The sequence below is a fragment of the Streptomyces sp. NBC_01017 genome, from assembly GCF_045162795.1.
Taxonomy (GTDB): domain Bacteria; phylum Actinomycetota; class Actinomycetes; order Streptomycetales; family Streptomycetaceae; genus Streptomyces; species Streptomyces machairae.
The window spans coordinates 1,254,460-1,269,022 of record NZ_CP108683.1; the positions used below are offsets into that span (position 1 = coordinate 1,254,460).

The 14,563-nt window shown below is 68.1% G+C and carries 12 protein-coding genes and 1 pseudogene; 9 read left to right on the forward strand and 4 right to left on the reverse strand.

Features of this window, described 5'->3' with window-relative positions; genetic code table 11:
* Complete coding sequence (locus OG331_RS06135) at positions 1–1,251, reverse strand: MFS transporter (protein ID WP_406209754.1); 1,251 nt, start codon at positions 1,249–1,251, stop codon at positions 1–3.
* 155 nt (positions 1,252–1,406) lie between these two features.
* Here OG331_RS06135 and OG331_RS06140 point away from each other — a divergent pair, with 155 nt between their 5' ends.
* The 5 genes from OG331_RS06140 to OG331_RS06160 all read left to right on the forward strand — a co-directional run bounded on the left by OG331_RS06140 (position 1,407) and on the right by OG331_RS06160 (position 7,842).
* Positions 1,407–2,819 carry a condensation domain-containing protein gene (locus tag OG331_RS06140; protein ID WP_406192421.1) on the forward strand — a complete coding sequence of 471 codons (1,413 nt, stop codon included), beginning with the start codon at positions 1,407–1,409 and terminating at the stop codon, positions 2,817–2,819.
* Positions 2,816–3,055: an acyl carrier protein gene (locus OG331_RS06145; RefSeq protein WP_406192424.1), complete on the forward strand. Its 240-nt coding sequence runs from the start codon at positions 2,816–2,818 to the stop codon at positions 3,053–3,055. The genes OG331_RS06140 and OG331_RS06145 overlap by 4 nt, the downstream gene beginning before the upstream one ends.
* Complete coding sequence (locus OG331_RS06150; protein ID WP_406192427.1) at positions 3,052–4,566, forward strand: AMP-binding protein; 1,515 nt, start codon at positions 3,052–3,054, stop codon at positions 4,564–4,566. Before OG331_RS06145 ends, OG331_RS06150 begins: the two co-directional genes overlap by 4 nt.
* 236 nt (positions 4,567–4,802) lie before the next feature.
* Positions 4,803–6,551, forward strand: coding sequence for a non-ribosomal peptide synthetase (locus OG331_RS06155; protein ID WP_406192430.1), 1,749 nt, complete (start codon positions 4,803–4,805; stop codon positions 6,549–6,551).
* Positions 6,541–7,842: a condensation domain-containing protein gene (locus tag OG331_RS06160; RefSeq protein ID WP_406192433.1), complete on the forward strand. Its 1,302-nt coding sequence runs from the start codon at positions 6,541–6,543 to the stop codon at positions 7,840–7,842. Before OG331_RS06155 ends, OG331_RS06160 begins: the two co-directional genes overlap by 11 nt.
* Here the strand turns inward: OG331_RS06160 and OG331_RS06165 are convergent.
* The 3 genes from OG331_RS06165 to OG331_RS06175 all read right to left on the reverse strand — a co-directional run bounded on the left by OG331_RS06165 (position 7,827) and on the right by OG331_RS06175 (position 10,380).
* On the reverse strand, positions 7,827–8,120 hold the full coding sequence (locus OG331_RS06165) for a hypothetical protein (RefSeq protein ID WP_406192436.1): 294 nt from the start codon (positions 8,118–8,120) through the stop codon (positions 7,827–7,829). The genes OG331_RS06160 and OG331_RS06165 overlap by 16 nt on opposite strands.
* A gap of 152 nt (positions 8,121–8,272) precedes the next feature.
* Positions 8,273–9,403, reverse strand: a complete 1,131-nt coding sequence (locus OG331_RS06170; RefSeq protein ID WP_406192439.1) for a winged helix DNA-binding domain-containing protein — start codon at positions 9,401–9,403, stop codon at positions 8,273–8,275.
* Positions 9,404–9,822: 419 nt separating this feature from the next.
* Positions 9,823–10,380, reverse strand: a complete 558-nt coding sequence (locus OG331_RS06175; protein WP_406192442.1) for a TetR/AcrR family transcriptional regulator — start codon at positions 10,378–10,380, stop codon at positions 9,823–9,825.
* 97 nt (positions 10,381–10,477) lie between these two features.
* Between OG331_RS06175 and OG331_RS06180 the strand changes: the two genes are divergently transcribed.
* The 4 genes and pseudogenes from OG331_RS06180 to OG331_RS06195 all read left to right on the forward strand — a co-directional run bounded on the left by OG331_RS06180 (position 10,478) and on the right by OG331_RS06195 (position 14,505).
* Entirely contained in the window at positions 10,478–11,086 is a 609-nt protein-coding gene (locus tag OG331_RS06180; protein WP_406192445.1) for a DUF2867 domain-containing protein, read from the forward strand.
* Positions 11,087–11,637: 551 nt separating this feature from the next.
* Positions 11,638–11,769: pseudogene (locus OG331_RS06185) on the forward strand (esterase); the annotation flags it as partial.
* Between the two features lie 201 nt (positions 11,770–11,970).
* Positions 11,971–12,891, forward strand: a complete 921-nt coding sequence (locus OG331_RS06190; protein ID WP_406192448.1) for an acetoacetate decarboxylase family protein — start codon at positions 11,971–11,973, stop codon at positions 12,889–12,891.
* Positions 12,892–12,906: 15 nt separating this feature from the next.
* Positions 12,907–14,505 (forward strand): succinic semialdehyde dehydrogenase, encoded by a 1,599-nt coding sequence (locus OG331_RS06195; protein ID WP_406192451.1) that lies wholly within the window; start codon positions 12,907–12,909, stop codon positions 14,503–14,505.
* The last annotated feature ends 58 nt before the right edge of the window (positions 14,506–14,563 follow it).

Sequence of the window (14,563 nt, forward strand, 5' to 3'; positions counted from 1 at the left end):
TCAGACCTTCGCGGGTTCCTCGGGCAGCCGACGAAGGGACAGGACCGACGATCCCAGGAGGGGAAGCCAGGCGAGGACACCGATCACCGCGCCGGTGGCGATGGCGCTCCGCATCCCAACGGTCTCGGCGAGGAAGCCCGCGAGGGGGCCGCCGACCGCGATCGTGCTCCAGATAACGAACCGTATGGAGGCGTTCATGCGCCCTTGCAGCCGGTCGGGCGTGATGGCTTGACGCAGCGTCACCTGAGCAATGTTGAAGAGTGGCGCACCGAAGCCGAACACAAAGTACCCGCCGGCGAGGAACGGAAAGGACAACGCCGGCGACGCGGCGGGCATCAAAGCCAGGCCAGCCGCGCACAGTACGACGCCGGACATGATCGAACGGCCGTATCCCAGACGCTCGATGAGACGGCTGGCGCACATCGCCCCGGCCACCAGCCCCACGCCACCGACCGAGAAGACGACACCGACCTTCGCAGAGGAGTAGTCGAGCGACCGCACCATGTAGAGCGTCAGCAGCACGGTGAGCATCGCATAGCTCAGATTGAGCAGACTGGCGCAGGCCGCGACCGCGCGGAGCACGCGCTGCCGCAGGATGAAGCCGAGGCCTTCGCCGATCTCCTTGCTCAGCGACCTGGGCGTGCCGGGGTCCGCGCGCTCGGGCTCGGGCTCGGGGCGCCGGATCGCTCGGCACAGCAGGCCCGAGGCGAGGAAGCTGAGCGCGTCCAGCAGCACCGTCGCGGCGGCGCCGACGACACCGGCCAGGAGGCCGGCCACGGCCGGTCCCGCCATCTCGGCGGCCGAACTGCTCACAGTCAGCTTGGCGTTGGCGTCCGCCAGTTCCTCCCGCCGCACCAGCGCGGGCAGATAGCTCTGATAAGAAACGTCGAACGTCACGGTGAAGGCGCCGACGAGGAGGACGGCCACATAGAGCTGGGCCAGCGTAAGCATGCCCAGGGCGTACGCCACGGGCACGCCTGCCAGCAGCAGCGCGCGGGCGATGTCGGAACCGATCATGACGGGAAGCCGCCGCATCCGGTCCAGCATCGCCCCGGCCGGCAGGGCGAGCACGATGAACGGCAGCATGCGAGCACTGGTCAGGAAGCCGAGCTCGGTGGCGGAGACGTGCAGGGCGCCGATGGCTAGCAACGGGACCGCGAGCTGGCCGATCTGCGTTCCGGTCTCGCTGATCGACTGGGCAGCCCACAGCCGTAGGAAGTCCGGTGAACGCCACAAGCTTCCGCGGTTCACCAAGCAGCCACGGTCATCACTACCGCCCTTCCTCGACGTTGACGTCCCACGATAGGCATTCCCTGTGTTTGTGTCATGCGCACGAAGTCACCATTGACAGCGAGCGAGGGTTCGCCTCTAAATTGATCATGGCATGCGGGCTGAGGGGGCTGCAGATGAGCGATGGAACCATGCACTCGTCGGAGATCCGCCCCGTGCCACGGGACGGGTACCTACCACTGTCCTCCTCACAGGAGCGGCTGTGGTTCGTCCTGCAACTCCATCCGGGCATCCGCGCCTACCAGTTCCAGGCAGAGATCAAGCTGGTCGGAGCGCTCGATGCCGACGCCCTCGCGGCAGTTCTGACCGAAGTGGTCCGTCGGCACGAGATCTACCGCACGACCTTCACCGATGGGCCCGAGGGACCCGCGCAGGTTGTGCACCCGCCGTTCCAAGTCCCCTTGCCCGTCGAGGATTTACGGGACGCACCGGACCCCGACGCGGCGGCGGAGGAGGCGATCCGTGAGGCGATCGCCGAGAACATCCCGGTGGGGCGTCTGCCCCTGGTGCACTGGCGACTGCTGCGCGTGGCCTCCGACCGACACATTCTGCTCCACCTGGAACACCACCTGATCCACGATGGCTGGGCCTTCAACGTCTTCGTCGAGGAACTGTGCGCCCTCTACGAGGCATACGCCTCAGACAGGGTGTCTCCGCTGCCCGAACCAGAGCTCCAGTTCGCCGACTTCGCGGCCTGGCAGCGGACCTGGCTGGCGGGACCGGACGCCGAGAAGCAGCTCGCGTACTGGACGAGGCAGCTCAGTGGGGTCCCCTACTTCCTCGATCTGCCCACGGACCGCCCCCGTACCGCGGCACGCCGGTTCGTGGGTGACGCCCCCCGGTTCACCGTCCCGGCGCACCTCGCCGACCAGGTCCGTGCGCTGGCCCGGAGCGAGCGGGTCTCCCTGTTCACGGTGATGCTCGCCGCCTTCGAGGTACTCCTGCACGGCTGGTCGGGTATGAACGACTTCTGTGTCGCATCGGGCATCGCGGGCCGCAGCCGGCCCGAGACCGAGCGGCTGCTCGGCATGGTGGTCAACACCGTGGCGCTGCGCGCTGATCTCCGCGGCGATCCGGACTTCGGCGAACTGCTCGACCGGGTGCGCACGACCACCCTCGGCGCGCTGCAGCACCAGGACATCCCGTTCGACCACGTGGTCGCAGCACTGCGTCCGCCCCGGATTCCTGGCCGGCAAGCGCTGTGCGAGGTGCTGTTCGCCTTCCACGACGCACCGCTGGGCACCGTACGGATGCCGGGTCTCAAAGCCGAGGTGACGCCGGGTGTCACGAACGGCAGCGCCAAGTTCGACCTGAGTGTCATCGCGATACCCCGTGCCGAACAGGCGATCGGGCACGGCGGGGCACAGGAGTCCGGGGACATCGAGTTCATCTGGGAGTACGACCAGGACCTGTTCGACGCCGAGACCATCGAGCGGGTGGCCGGCCAGTACGAGAGGCTGCTCACCGCGGTGACCGTGAACCCGCGGGCGCTGGTGTCAGCCCTGAACGAGAGGCAGGGCCTGAGGTGACCGACGAGGACGACCTGCTCGAAGCGGTGCGCGGCGCGTGGGCCGAGACGCTGGGCATCGACACGGAAGACGTACCACTCGATCAGGGTTTCTTCGATGCCGGCGGCAACTCTCTGCTGCTGGTGCTGCTGTGGGAACAGCTGGACGAGCTGACCAACCACAGCGTGCAGGCAACGGATCTGTTCCAACACCCCACTGTGCGCGCCCAGGTGCAACTCCTCGTGGCGGACCTATGAGCAGCACCCTCTACCAACTGTTCGCCGACACCGCTGACCGTCAACCGGACGCTCCCGCTGTCGAACTGCCGGACAAAACTCTGACGTACCGTCAGGTGAGGAACGCTGCGGAAGCGGTCGCGGAACAGATCCGAGACGCACACCCTCCGGTCGCGCGGGTCGGACTGTTCGCCACCCGCAGCACGGTGGCCTTCGCCGGCTACCTGGCCGCACTCCGCCTCGGCGCGGCGGTCGTACCGTTCCATCCCGACTTTCCCGCCGCCCGCAACCGGCGCGTCCGCGAACTGGCCGACGTGGACGTCGTGGTGGCCGATGCGGCCCTTTGGAAGCGGGACGAACAAGGGTGGGCGGACGGCCTTCCCGTCGGGCTGCTGACCGACGAGGACGTACTGGCCGCGGCACCGAGCGGCCACCTTCCGCCGTACGACATGGATCCCGATCGGCCGGCCTACATGCTGTTCACCTCGGGCACGACCGGGCGCCCCAAAGGCATACCGATCAGGCACCGCCACGTGCTGCCCTTCGTCGAGCACAGCATCGCGCGGTACGAGGTCGGTCCGGGGTGCCGCATGTCGCACACCTTCGACCTGACCTTCGACCCCTCCGTCTACGACCTCTTCGTCACCTGGGGCGGCGGAGCAGTACTGGTGGTGCCGAACCGGTCCGAGATGTTCAGCCCGGCCGAGTACCTGGCACGCCGGGAACTCACGCACTGGTTCTCCGTCCCCTCGGCCGTGTCGGTGAGCGCCCAGCTCGGTCAACTGCCCACCGGACGGACGAACACGCTGCGCTACAGCCATTTCGGCGGCGAACAGTTCACGTACGGCCAGGCACGAACATGGCACGCGGTGGCACCGGACTCCCTCATCGACAATAGCTACGGGCCCAGCGAAGTCGCCGTCGGCTGCTCCACGTTCCGGTTGCCCCGGGATCCGTCGCAATGGCCGAGCACCTCCAACGACACCGTTCCCATCGGCCGCGTCTTCGACCACCTGGAGTCCCTGATCATCGAGGACACAGGTGAGTTGTGCGTCCGCGGAGCCCAGCGATTCGACGGTTATCTGGACCCACAGGACGACGCGGGCCGCTTCCTGGACCACACCGGCGCCGGCCAACCGGGCCCCGAGCACTACTTCCGCACCGGAGACAGGGTCCGCATCGAGGGCGGGCAACTGGTCCACCTGGGGCGCCTGGACGACCAGGTGAAGATCAGGGGCGTCCGGGTGGAACCCGGCGATGTGGAAACGGCACTGCGACAGCTGCCCCAAGTACACGACGCCGTCGTGGTCGTCGCCGGCCGGGACGGCGTCAGCGAGCTGGTCGCCTGCTACACGGGGCAGCCGGTCCCCCGACGCGACCTGTTGCGCGCCCTGCGCACGACCCTGCCGATTCACCTGGTACCCCGCCGCTTCCTGCACCTGGAGACGCTCCCGCTCAATTCCAATGGCAAGACGGACCGGGGTGCGCTCCGGGCGCTCGCCGGAGAGAGCCTGGATGGCGGACATCCCTGAACCCATGGCGTCGCCGGGCGTCGCCTTCGTCCTGCTCCACCGCCCGGCGACGACCGGCGCCGCGATGGCCGTGTTGGACGGTGCCCCGAAGAGCAGGCAGGTACCTCCTTCGTCTTCGGGCAAGCCTCGGGCTTCACGCTCGACAGTCAATGGCGCGCAATGGCCCCACGCGAACGACAGACAGACGGGCGGCCCAGCCGCCTGACGCCCCCGAATCAGCAACTGGAGGAATCGAATTGGGCACACTGTGGGGCCCCACGACACCCTTTCCGGCCGACTCGTCCCTTCCTGAGCTCTTCGCCCAGCAGGTGGAAGCGCGTCCGAACGCCATCGCCGTCGTCGACGGAGAACACTCCATCACGTATGCGGAGTTGGACGAGCGGTCGAACCGACTCGCGCACTGGCTGCACACTCGGGGCGTGGGCACCGAGGCGCGAGTCGGGGTGCTGCTGGACCGCGGCCACGAACTGGTCACCGCCGTCCTCGCGGTACTGAAGGCCGGAGGTGCCTATGTGCCCATCAGCCCCAGGGACCCCCGGGAGCGCCAACGGGACATGCTGACCGACGCGGATGTGTCGGTGGTGGTGACACGGGACGAGGTGCACGAGGCGACAGCGGACGGTCCGGCACACAATCCACCGGTGAGAGTGGACTCCCGTGCGCTCGCGTACGTGCTCTTCACCTCGGGGTCGACCGGCCGGCCCAAGGGTGTCATGGTCGAGCACCGCTCAGTGCTGCGTCTGATCTGCGACACCGACTATGTCGACTTCGGACCCGATGAGCGGATCGCTCAGGTGGCCGACCCGTCGTTCGACGCCTTCACCTTCGAAGTCTGGGGGGCGCTGCTGCACGGCGGCACGCTGTGTGTGATCCCGACTGATGCGATCCTGACCCCCGGCGGGCTGGGTCAGGCAGTGACTGCCCACCGCGTCACCACGATGTTCCTCACCTCGGCGCTTTTCACCGAGGTGATGGCCGACAAGCCCGACAGTTTTGCCGGCCTCAGGAACCTACTGGTCGGAGGAGATGCGGTCAGCGTCTCCCGGGCGCGTCAATTGGTCGAAAGCGAGTGGCCCGTCCGCCCGGCACGCTTGGTGAACGGCTACGGCCCGACGGAGACCACGACCTTCGCGGTCTGCGGGCTGATCGACTCGGTCCCGGCGGACGCCTCGTCCGTGCCGATCGGCAAGCCCATCGCGAACACCTCGTGCTATGTGCTGGACGCGGACCTGAAACCGGTCCCGGACGGGACAGCCGGGGAACTGTTCATCGGCGGTCCGGGAGTGGCCAGGGGGTATGCGGGACGGCCCAAGGAGACCGAGGAGCGCTTCCTGCCCGACCCCTTCACCCAGGGGGAGGACGCACGCATGTACCGCACCGGGGACATGGTGCGGCAACGTGCGGACGGGGTGCTCGAGTTCCTGGGCCGGGTCGACAACCAGGTCAAGATCCGGGGCTACCGGGTGGAGCTGGGCGAAGTGGAAGCAGTGCTTGGCCAGCATCCGGACATCAGGCAGCTGGCTGTGGCCGTGGACGAGACCACCGGCACACGGCGGCTGGTGGCTCATGTTGTGCCCATCGCGCCAGGGACGACACCCGCCGGGATGCGCGAGTTCCTCGTCGGTCGGCTGCCCGAGTGGATGATCCCCGCCGTCTATGTGTTCTCTGCCGGACTGCCCCTGACGACCAGCGGCAAGGTCGACAGGGCAGCACTGCCTCCGGTGCCGGACGACAACCCGGTCGACGAGGCTGTCGCGCCACGCACCAACCTGGAGCGACAACTCGCCGAGATCGTCGCGGAGATGCTCGGGCTTGCCTCCATTGGGGTCACGGACGACTTCTTCGCGCTCGGCGGCAACTCCCTGCTGGCCATGCGGCTGGTGTCCAAGGTCAACCACACATTCGTCACGGAGGTAGCGCTCGGCGACTTCCTCTACGATCCAACCGTCATCCGGTTGGCGGCCGAGGTCTCCCATGACGGATGACCGTGCCGTCTCCCGTGCACAACAAAGGCTGTGGATCCTGGACCGGCTCGGTCCGGGATCCGCCGCCTACATCGTTCCCCTGATCCACCGGATCGACGGAGACCTGGACGTCGCGCTGCTGGAACGCTCGCTGACCGAGGTGGTCCGCAGACACGAAGTCCTGCGCACGGTCTACCGGCTACGGTCCCGCGCACTCCGACAGGTCGTCCGGCCCGCGGAACTGGTACGGATACCCGTCCTGGACATCTCGGACCACGAGGATCCGCAAGCCGAAGCGGAACGGCTGACCGCCACTGAGGCCCGCCGCCCCTTCGACCTGGGCGCGGACTCGATGATCCGTCCACTGCTGCTGCGGCTGGCGCCCGGCCGACATTGGCTCTGCCTCACATTGCACCACATCGCCTGTGACGGCTGGTCGCTCCACATATTGCACAGCGAACTGTCGGCCTGTTACCGGTCCTGGCACGCGGGTACGGTCCCCGAACTGCCGCCACTGCGGGAGCAGTACGCCGACTTCGCCGAGGAACAGGCGGCTCAGCTCGGCGGGCCGTCGCTGCAACCGGCATCGGACTACTGGCGCAAACGGCTCGCCGACGTCCCCGCGTCAGTGACCATCCCGCCCGATCTCCCCCGCCCGTCCACGCGCAGCTTCGCTGGTGGTCATGTGCGCTTCGCTGTCGAACGGTCGGTGGGGACACGCATCAACGCGCTGGCCAGGGCATGTCGCGCGACTCCGTTCACCGTGTTCCTGGCGGCCTTCGCGGCCCTGGTCCGGCTGCGGGGCGGCGGCTCGGAGGCCGTGATCGGCACGCCCGTCACGAACCGGCAGCGGGAGAGCCACCAACGGCTTATCGGCATGTTCGTGAACACCGCCGTCCTCCGCCTGGAGGTGCCGGAGGGAGTGACCTTCCAGGAACTGGTGCACAGGGCGCGCGATGAGAGCCGCAGGGCGATCGTCCATCAGGCCCTGCCGTTCGAGATGCTGGTCGAGGAACTGAACCCCGTGCGGGACCCTGCGTTCAATCCGCTCTTCCAGCTCATGCTCGGCTACCAGGAGGGAGAACTGCCTGGGCTTGTTTTGCCGGGCTGCCAGACCACCGCGGACTACGGCGACACCTCGACGGCGAAGCTCGACGTGTCTCTGAGCATCACCCATGCGGCAGGGCACTACTCGGGCCGATTGGAGTACAGCAGCGATCTCTTCAAGGCAGCGAGCGCTCACAGCCTGGCCGAACAGTTCCAAGCACTCCTTGCCTCCGCCACTGCCGACCCGCTTCAGAGCCTCGATTGACGCATCACTCGTACCAGAAATGCAGCTGTGCCCCTCGGGTTCGGGGCCTCCCCGGAGCCCGCCGCATCCCGCAGATCCCGAGCGGCCTTCGCATCAACGTTGCCGTTCTCCGGAACGAGCACCGCACCGACCCGCGATCGGGCGATGGCCCACTCATTCCGCTCCAGCTCGGTCAGGGCCAACTCGGCCTGGATACGGTCGGCTTCCTCCCGCAACTCCTCCACCCGGCGCCGAGCGGAGAGTTCGTGCTGTTCCGGCAGTCCCACGACCAGCGACATCCGCAACCTCCGCAGGAACGACGACACGACAGCCCACAACTCCCACGTGACCGCCGACCCTATGCCCCACCAGCGAACTCGCGGCCCTCAAGCCCGGAAAGACAACAGCTACTGAGACGGGACCGCTGAAGTCTGAGCGGCACATCAGCTGGTCACAGCATCCGCACCTCGGTCTGTGGGAGCTTCGCCCACCAGTGGTGGTAACGGCTGTAGACCTCCGCCTCGCGGTCGCCGAGGAACGCCTTCAAGGACTGGGCCTCCGCGGCCAGCCCGTCCCAGGTGGCAGGCGACAGGGAATGGAAAGCCGTGGCCTCGATGCCGCCTCCCACCGGGCGCCATACACCGGCGACATAGCCGTCCACCAGCAATGTGGGCAGTACATCTCCGTTCCTGCGGATCACCAGGGGACGATAGGCCGGGGGTATCACCCGGCTGCGGTCGCCGTAGGCAAGCAGAATGCTGTCCCACATCGCCATGAGCCGGGGCGGCGCGGGAGTGTCCGCGGACGGCCGGGGGGCGGCCGGGAGGTCGAACAGCGTGTTGCCGTCCGGCCCCTGGACCTGCTCGATGGCGCCGTCCAGAGCGCACAGCGCCTGGCGGACAGGTGCCCGCTGCACCATGGCGAACTGCGCCACGTCGGCCACCGACGCAGGCCCAAAACCTGCCAGGTAGCGCAGAATCAGGGTCTGCAGCGCCTGTGGATCCACTGCCCGCCCCGTGGGGACGATCCCGGGCCCCGCCGCGACGAAGGACGGCCGCAGGCCGAATGACCACGGCCCGCCTGTCGGGGCATGGTGCAGTGGCGCGTAAGCCTTCAGCCCCCACCACGCCCCGTCCTTCTTCTCGGCACCGAGCCGCTCCTCGACCCACTCCTGCATCTGTGCCGAAGTCCGTGGCTGGCGGGCGAAGGCCAGCAGCTCCGGTACCAGTTCGCCGGCGTCCGCCGGGGTCAGCCCCGCCTCGGCGAAGCGGAAACCGAGCCGGGAGGCGTACAGAGTGGGCTGCATCGCCGCGCGCAAGACCGGATAGTCCTCGGCATGCACGGCATGCAGCGTGATCCGCATCAGGGTCGCCTTGACCACCGCACGCCCGGTGAAGGCGGCATCGAGTTCGGCCGGAGCGAAACCGGTGATGCGATTCCACAGCGCGACATACGGCGAAGCCGGGTGCTGTGCCTGAAGCGCAACCACGCGCCGTACCGCATCAACAACAGTCAACGGCTCACGCTCCAGCAGCAACTGACGGCTGAGGGTCGCCCGGTTGAGTTCGCGCGCGGTGATCATAACGGGGCAGGGTACCGTCCCGCCCCGGACCTGCCAGAGCCTCGCGTTCCCAGTTCAGTGACAGGAATCCGCGTCCGCGTCCGTAGGCAGGGTCGTTGTCACCAGGATCGCCTCAGGCGCGCGTAGGCCGGGGACTGCCTGCGCAGATGAGCCTGCGTCTCAGGCATTTCGGCGCGAGTGTCTTCGGGTTTTGAAGGATCTGTCTGTCGATACACCGGTGGCGGAGAACGTCCCGTCGGACGCAAGTTGAAGCCAGGTGAATACCGCAGAAGCGGGTCAGTGCGGCGACGAGCCACCGTCCGCCTGTCCGCCTGTCCCCCTGATCATCACGGCCCCAGCGGCGCGGCACCGCGAACAGCCGAATCGTCACACCGGTCACGCCCAACCGGAACACCTCAACAAGAACGTGTCACGAGTTCTCAGCCCAACAACCGGCTCCTGACCGCGGCGAGGACTTCCGTGCGGCTGCGCGGGCCGTTGTCGGCTGCGATGAGGTGGTCGCCGATGCGCAGTGAGAAGGTGATCAGGCAGCGGGCCTCGACATCGCCCTCGTCCGCGCAGAAGGCCCCGTAGAGCTCGCGCAAATAGTCCATGCGCCGGTTGTCGGCCCGGCGCAGGCAACGCGCGACGCCCTCGTCGCGCCGGGCCCAGTCGCGGATCGCAAGCTCGACCCCGGCACTGGTCACGGGTGCCCCGCCCGACCCGACGAAGTCGAAGAGACGCCCGAGCCGCTCGCGGGCGTCGCCTCCGTCGCGCTCGATCCGCTCGATGACATCGCCGGTGACCCCGCGCTCCCAGGTGTCGAGCATCTCCTCCAGCAGGGCGGCGCGGTTACGGAAGTAGCCGTAGAAACCGCCCTTGCTGACGCCGAGCGCCTGGGCGAGGACCTCGACCCGGACAGCCTCGGGGCCGCCGGCGGCGAGCGCCCGCAGCCCCTCCTCGATCCACTTGTCCCGTGGCGTACGGATCGCGCCCATGCCGTGGCTCCCCTTCACTTGCCCCGGCCAAGTATACGGAGCCGTATAGATGGGTCTATGCTCGATCTATACGCCACCGTATAGATAAGGGTCTGCCATGAGTGATCTGCGCCTTCCCTCAACTGACCACACGTCCCGCCCTTGGCGGATCCACGAGATCACCGGCGACTTCCGGCTCGAGGATCTGTGGGCGCTGCCTACGCCGGGCGGCCCGGACGACCTGCACCACCTGGTTCAGCAGATGGCGGACGGCCAGGACGGCCCGGACGGCGGCAACCCCGTGGGCCGCTTCCTTTTCGCGGTGCGCTGGAAGCTCGGCGCGCTGCTCGGCTGGGACAAGCCGGACTCGGGCGTCGGCGGCCGGGTGGGGACGCTGCGCGACCGGCTGCCGGACGACCTGCGCGAAGGGCCGCGGGGGCCCGACCTCAACACGGCGCCCTTCACCTCGGTCTTCCAGACACACGACGAGTGGGCCGCCGAGTACGCCAACAAGACCATGCACGGGGTGATGCACATCGGTTGGGTTTCCGACGGCCACGGCGGCTACCGCGGCCAGATGGCCGTCCTGGTCAAGCCCGATGGCCGCCTCGGCTCCCTGTACATGATCGGCATCAAACCGTTCCGGTACCTGGGGGTGTACCCGGCCCTGATGCGATCGATCGGCCGGGAGTGGCGAGAAAACACGGCGAGCCGAACGGCCCGCTGATGCGCCCCCTCCCCCGCAACCCGTGACCCCCAACCCACCCCCCCCGGCGGCTCCACGGATGAACAGCGGAGCGTTTACGAAAGGGGGTTGGGCCCCTCCTGAGTGCCGAGGAAGGGCTGATCACCAGTAAGCCCCGACCCCACCCGACGGGGACTGCGGGTCTTCTCCGTGAACAGCAGGACGTAGCTGCAGCCTTGGCCCTGATCGGGGCCAAGGCCGTGTCGGCTGAGGCTTCAGAATAGGCTCACTGCGACTGATTTTCGACAACGGACTGCAACTCAACCGCCAGACAGGTTCGTCGCGCGACACCCGGCAGATCACAGGGCCAGGAAGCCGGCGCCTCATCTCGCCGCCAGAAGGAGACCTTGCGGACTGGTCCCGTGCCGAGACAAGCCAGAGGGACGACGACGGTCAGCCATCGCCTGTCGGGCTCGCGTCTGGGGCGTGGAGACCAGTTGCCGATGCCGGCAATCGGGTGAGTTCGCGGCTTCTCGCAACCCGCGCCACCGATGCCCGTCCGGCCTCCCCACTCCCGGCCTCCCTGGACCAGCGTCACCTCCGTGCGCGCCGCCGGAATGGTCCATGACTTCCTCCTGCTGGACGGCCTCCGCGCCACTCGCGCCGCCAACCACGCGCGCACACTCGCCGCCGACGCGCCGAGGAAGACCCTGCACGGCAGCTGAGACAGAACCCGGTCCACATCCACCGCGCCTACGTTCCGGATGGATGTACGGTCCGGGCCCCCAGACGCCCTCGCGGCGCGGGCGGGCCCACGTCCGCAGGACTCGTCCGCAGAATCCCGCCACCCCGATTGTTGACGGTGCTTACATTACTTCTCTACAGTCATGTGAACACCGCTTACATAAGGGAGAGGAACCCACGCCATGTCTTCCGTACAGAAGGACACCCTCAAGGTCGACCTGGGCGGCCGTGCAGTCACGGTCCCCAAGGGCGGCCTGTACGACCGGTACCGGATGAACCCCGACCTTGACGGGATCGCCCGTGACCCCCGCGTCAGCGGCGTGGACTTCTTCCGCCAGTTGCCCAAGATCAAGGTCGACTCTCCGATCGGCCCCACGCTCACCCCGAACTTCTACTACCGCGTCTCGACCGCCCGACTCACGATGCTCGCGCCGTCCCGCGCGATCCGCACCCGGCTGCCTGGAGAGCTCGCGCCGCTGGAGATCGCTCCGGGTCTCGGGCTGATCTCCGTCATGTTCTTCCGCTACGACGTGTGCGACATCGACTTCTACACCGAAGCCGCTGTCGGCATCGCCGTAAAGCCCGCACGGCACGGAAGGCTCGGATTCGTCGACCTCGTCGCCGGCCTCAAGAACGAGCACCTCGCCTCCTACGTCCTGTCCCTGCCGGTGAGCACGGAAATCGCCCAGGTACGCGGCCACGACGGCTACGGCTTCCCCAAGTGGGTCACCGAGCTCGCCGTGGACATCGACCACAGCCGGACGACCGCCCGCGTGGCCAACGACACCGGCGGAGTCGACCTTTCGCTCCTGGCAACCACACCGAAGCAGACCGCCCGCCCCAGCGGCGAACGCGTCAGCTCGCTCACCTCGTACACGACGATCAACGGCGCGTGGCACTCGACCCTGAGCCAGACCAACGTGCTCAGCGCAGGGACCACGCGCGTCCCGCGTGACGTCACCCTCCAGGTCGGGGAAGGCCGCATGGCCGACGACCTGCGATCGCTCAAGCCGTTCAGGACCATTCAGTTCGACGTCATGACCGAAGGCCAGCTCGCCCTGCACATGCCGGTCCCGACCTCGGTCCAGAGCCGGAACAAGTAGCGAGGAGCGCCCGTCATGGCCACCGACCACGCCACCCGCCCCACCGCCGCCCACGCCCCGAACCTGCCCGCATACATCACTCCCGCCGTGCTCCAGCGGCTGAGCGCCCGCGCCTCGGCCGCTCCGGACGCCGCGCGGGTCACCACCGACGCCCCCTACACCGGTGCCCCGCTCGCCGACCTGCCGGTCTCGACACCCACGGACGTCGAGGAGGCGTTCGCCCGCGCCCGCGTTGCACAGGCGGCCTGGGCGGCCACTCCGCTCAAGGAGCGCAAGAGGATCCTGCTGCGCTACCACGATCTCGTCCTGGCCCGCGAGGACGAGGCGCTCGACCTCATGCAGGCCGAGAACGGCAAAACGCGCCGCGACGCGCACCTCGAAGTGGTCGACATCGCGATCACCTCCCGCTATTACGCCCGCAACGCCGCCAAGTACCTCAACCCCAAGCGGCGCCGCGGCGCCATCCCCGTCCTCACCCACACCACCGAACTGCGCCACCCCAAGGGTTGCATCGCCGTCATCTCCCCCTGGAACTACCCGTTGAGCATGGCCGCCGGCGATGCAATAGCGGCTCTCATGGCCGGCAACGCCGTGGTGCAGAAGCCCGACACCCAGACCGCTCTGACCGCGCTGTGGTCGCTCGACCTGATGTACGAGGCCGGGCTGCCGGCCGACGTGTGGCAGATGGTGATCGGCAGGGGCAGCTCCATCGGCGGCGCGCTGATGGACAACGCCAACTACATGATGTTCACCGGCTCCACCGCCACGGGACGGCAGATCGCGAGTGACGCCGGCCGCCGCCTCATCGGCGCCTCCCTCGAACTCGGCGGCAAGAACGCCATGATCGTCCTCGACGACGCTGACATCGAGAAGGCCGCCGATGGCGCCGTAGCCGCCTGCTTTCCCTCCGCCGGACAGCTGTGCGTCTCCATAGAGCGCCTGTACGTGGCCGAGTCCATCCGCGACAAGTTCGTCACCGCGTTCGTCGCGCGCACCAAGAAGCTCAAGATCGGCGTCGCATACGACTACAGCATCGACGTCGGCAGCCTCACCACCCCGTCCCAGCTGAAAGCCGTCACCGAACACGTCGACGACGCCGTCACCAGAGGCGCCACCGTCCTCGCCGGCGGCAAGGCACGCCCAGACCTGGGGCCGCTGTTCTACGAACCGACCATCCTCACCGACGTCACCCCCGAGATGACGCTGCACGACCACGAGACCTTCGGCCCCGTCGTGTCCATCCACTCCTACCGTGACGTCGACGAGGCAGTCGCGCAGGCAAATTCCACACCGTACGGCCTCAACGCCAGCGTCTGGACCGAGAACGGGGCCCGGGGCCGCGCCGTCGCTGCCCGCGTGCACGCCGGCACCGTCAACGTCAACGAGGCCTTCGCCGCCGCATGGGGAAGCATCGACGCACCGATGGGCGGCATGGGCGACTCCGGACTCGGCCGCCGTCACGGCGCCGACGGCATGCTCAAGTACACCGAGCCCCAAACCGTCGCCCACCAGCGCATCCAAGGGTTCACCCCGCCGAAGCGCATCTCCCCCGAGACCTGGGCCACTTTGCTGACCGGCGCCCTGAAGGTCCTGAAGGCAGCCGGCATGCGCTGAACAGCGACTGCCATACGACCGTGGCCCCGATCGGGCCGCGCCGCGAAAAGAGGGCGGC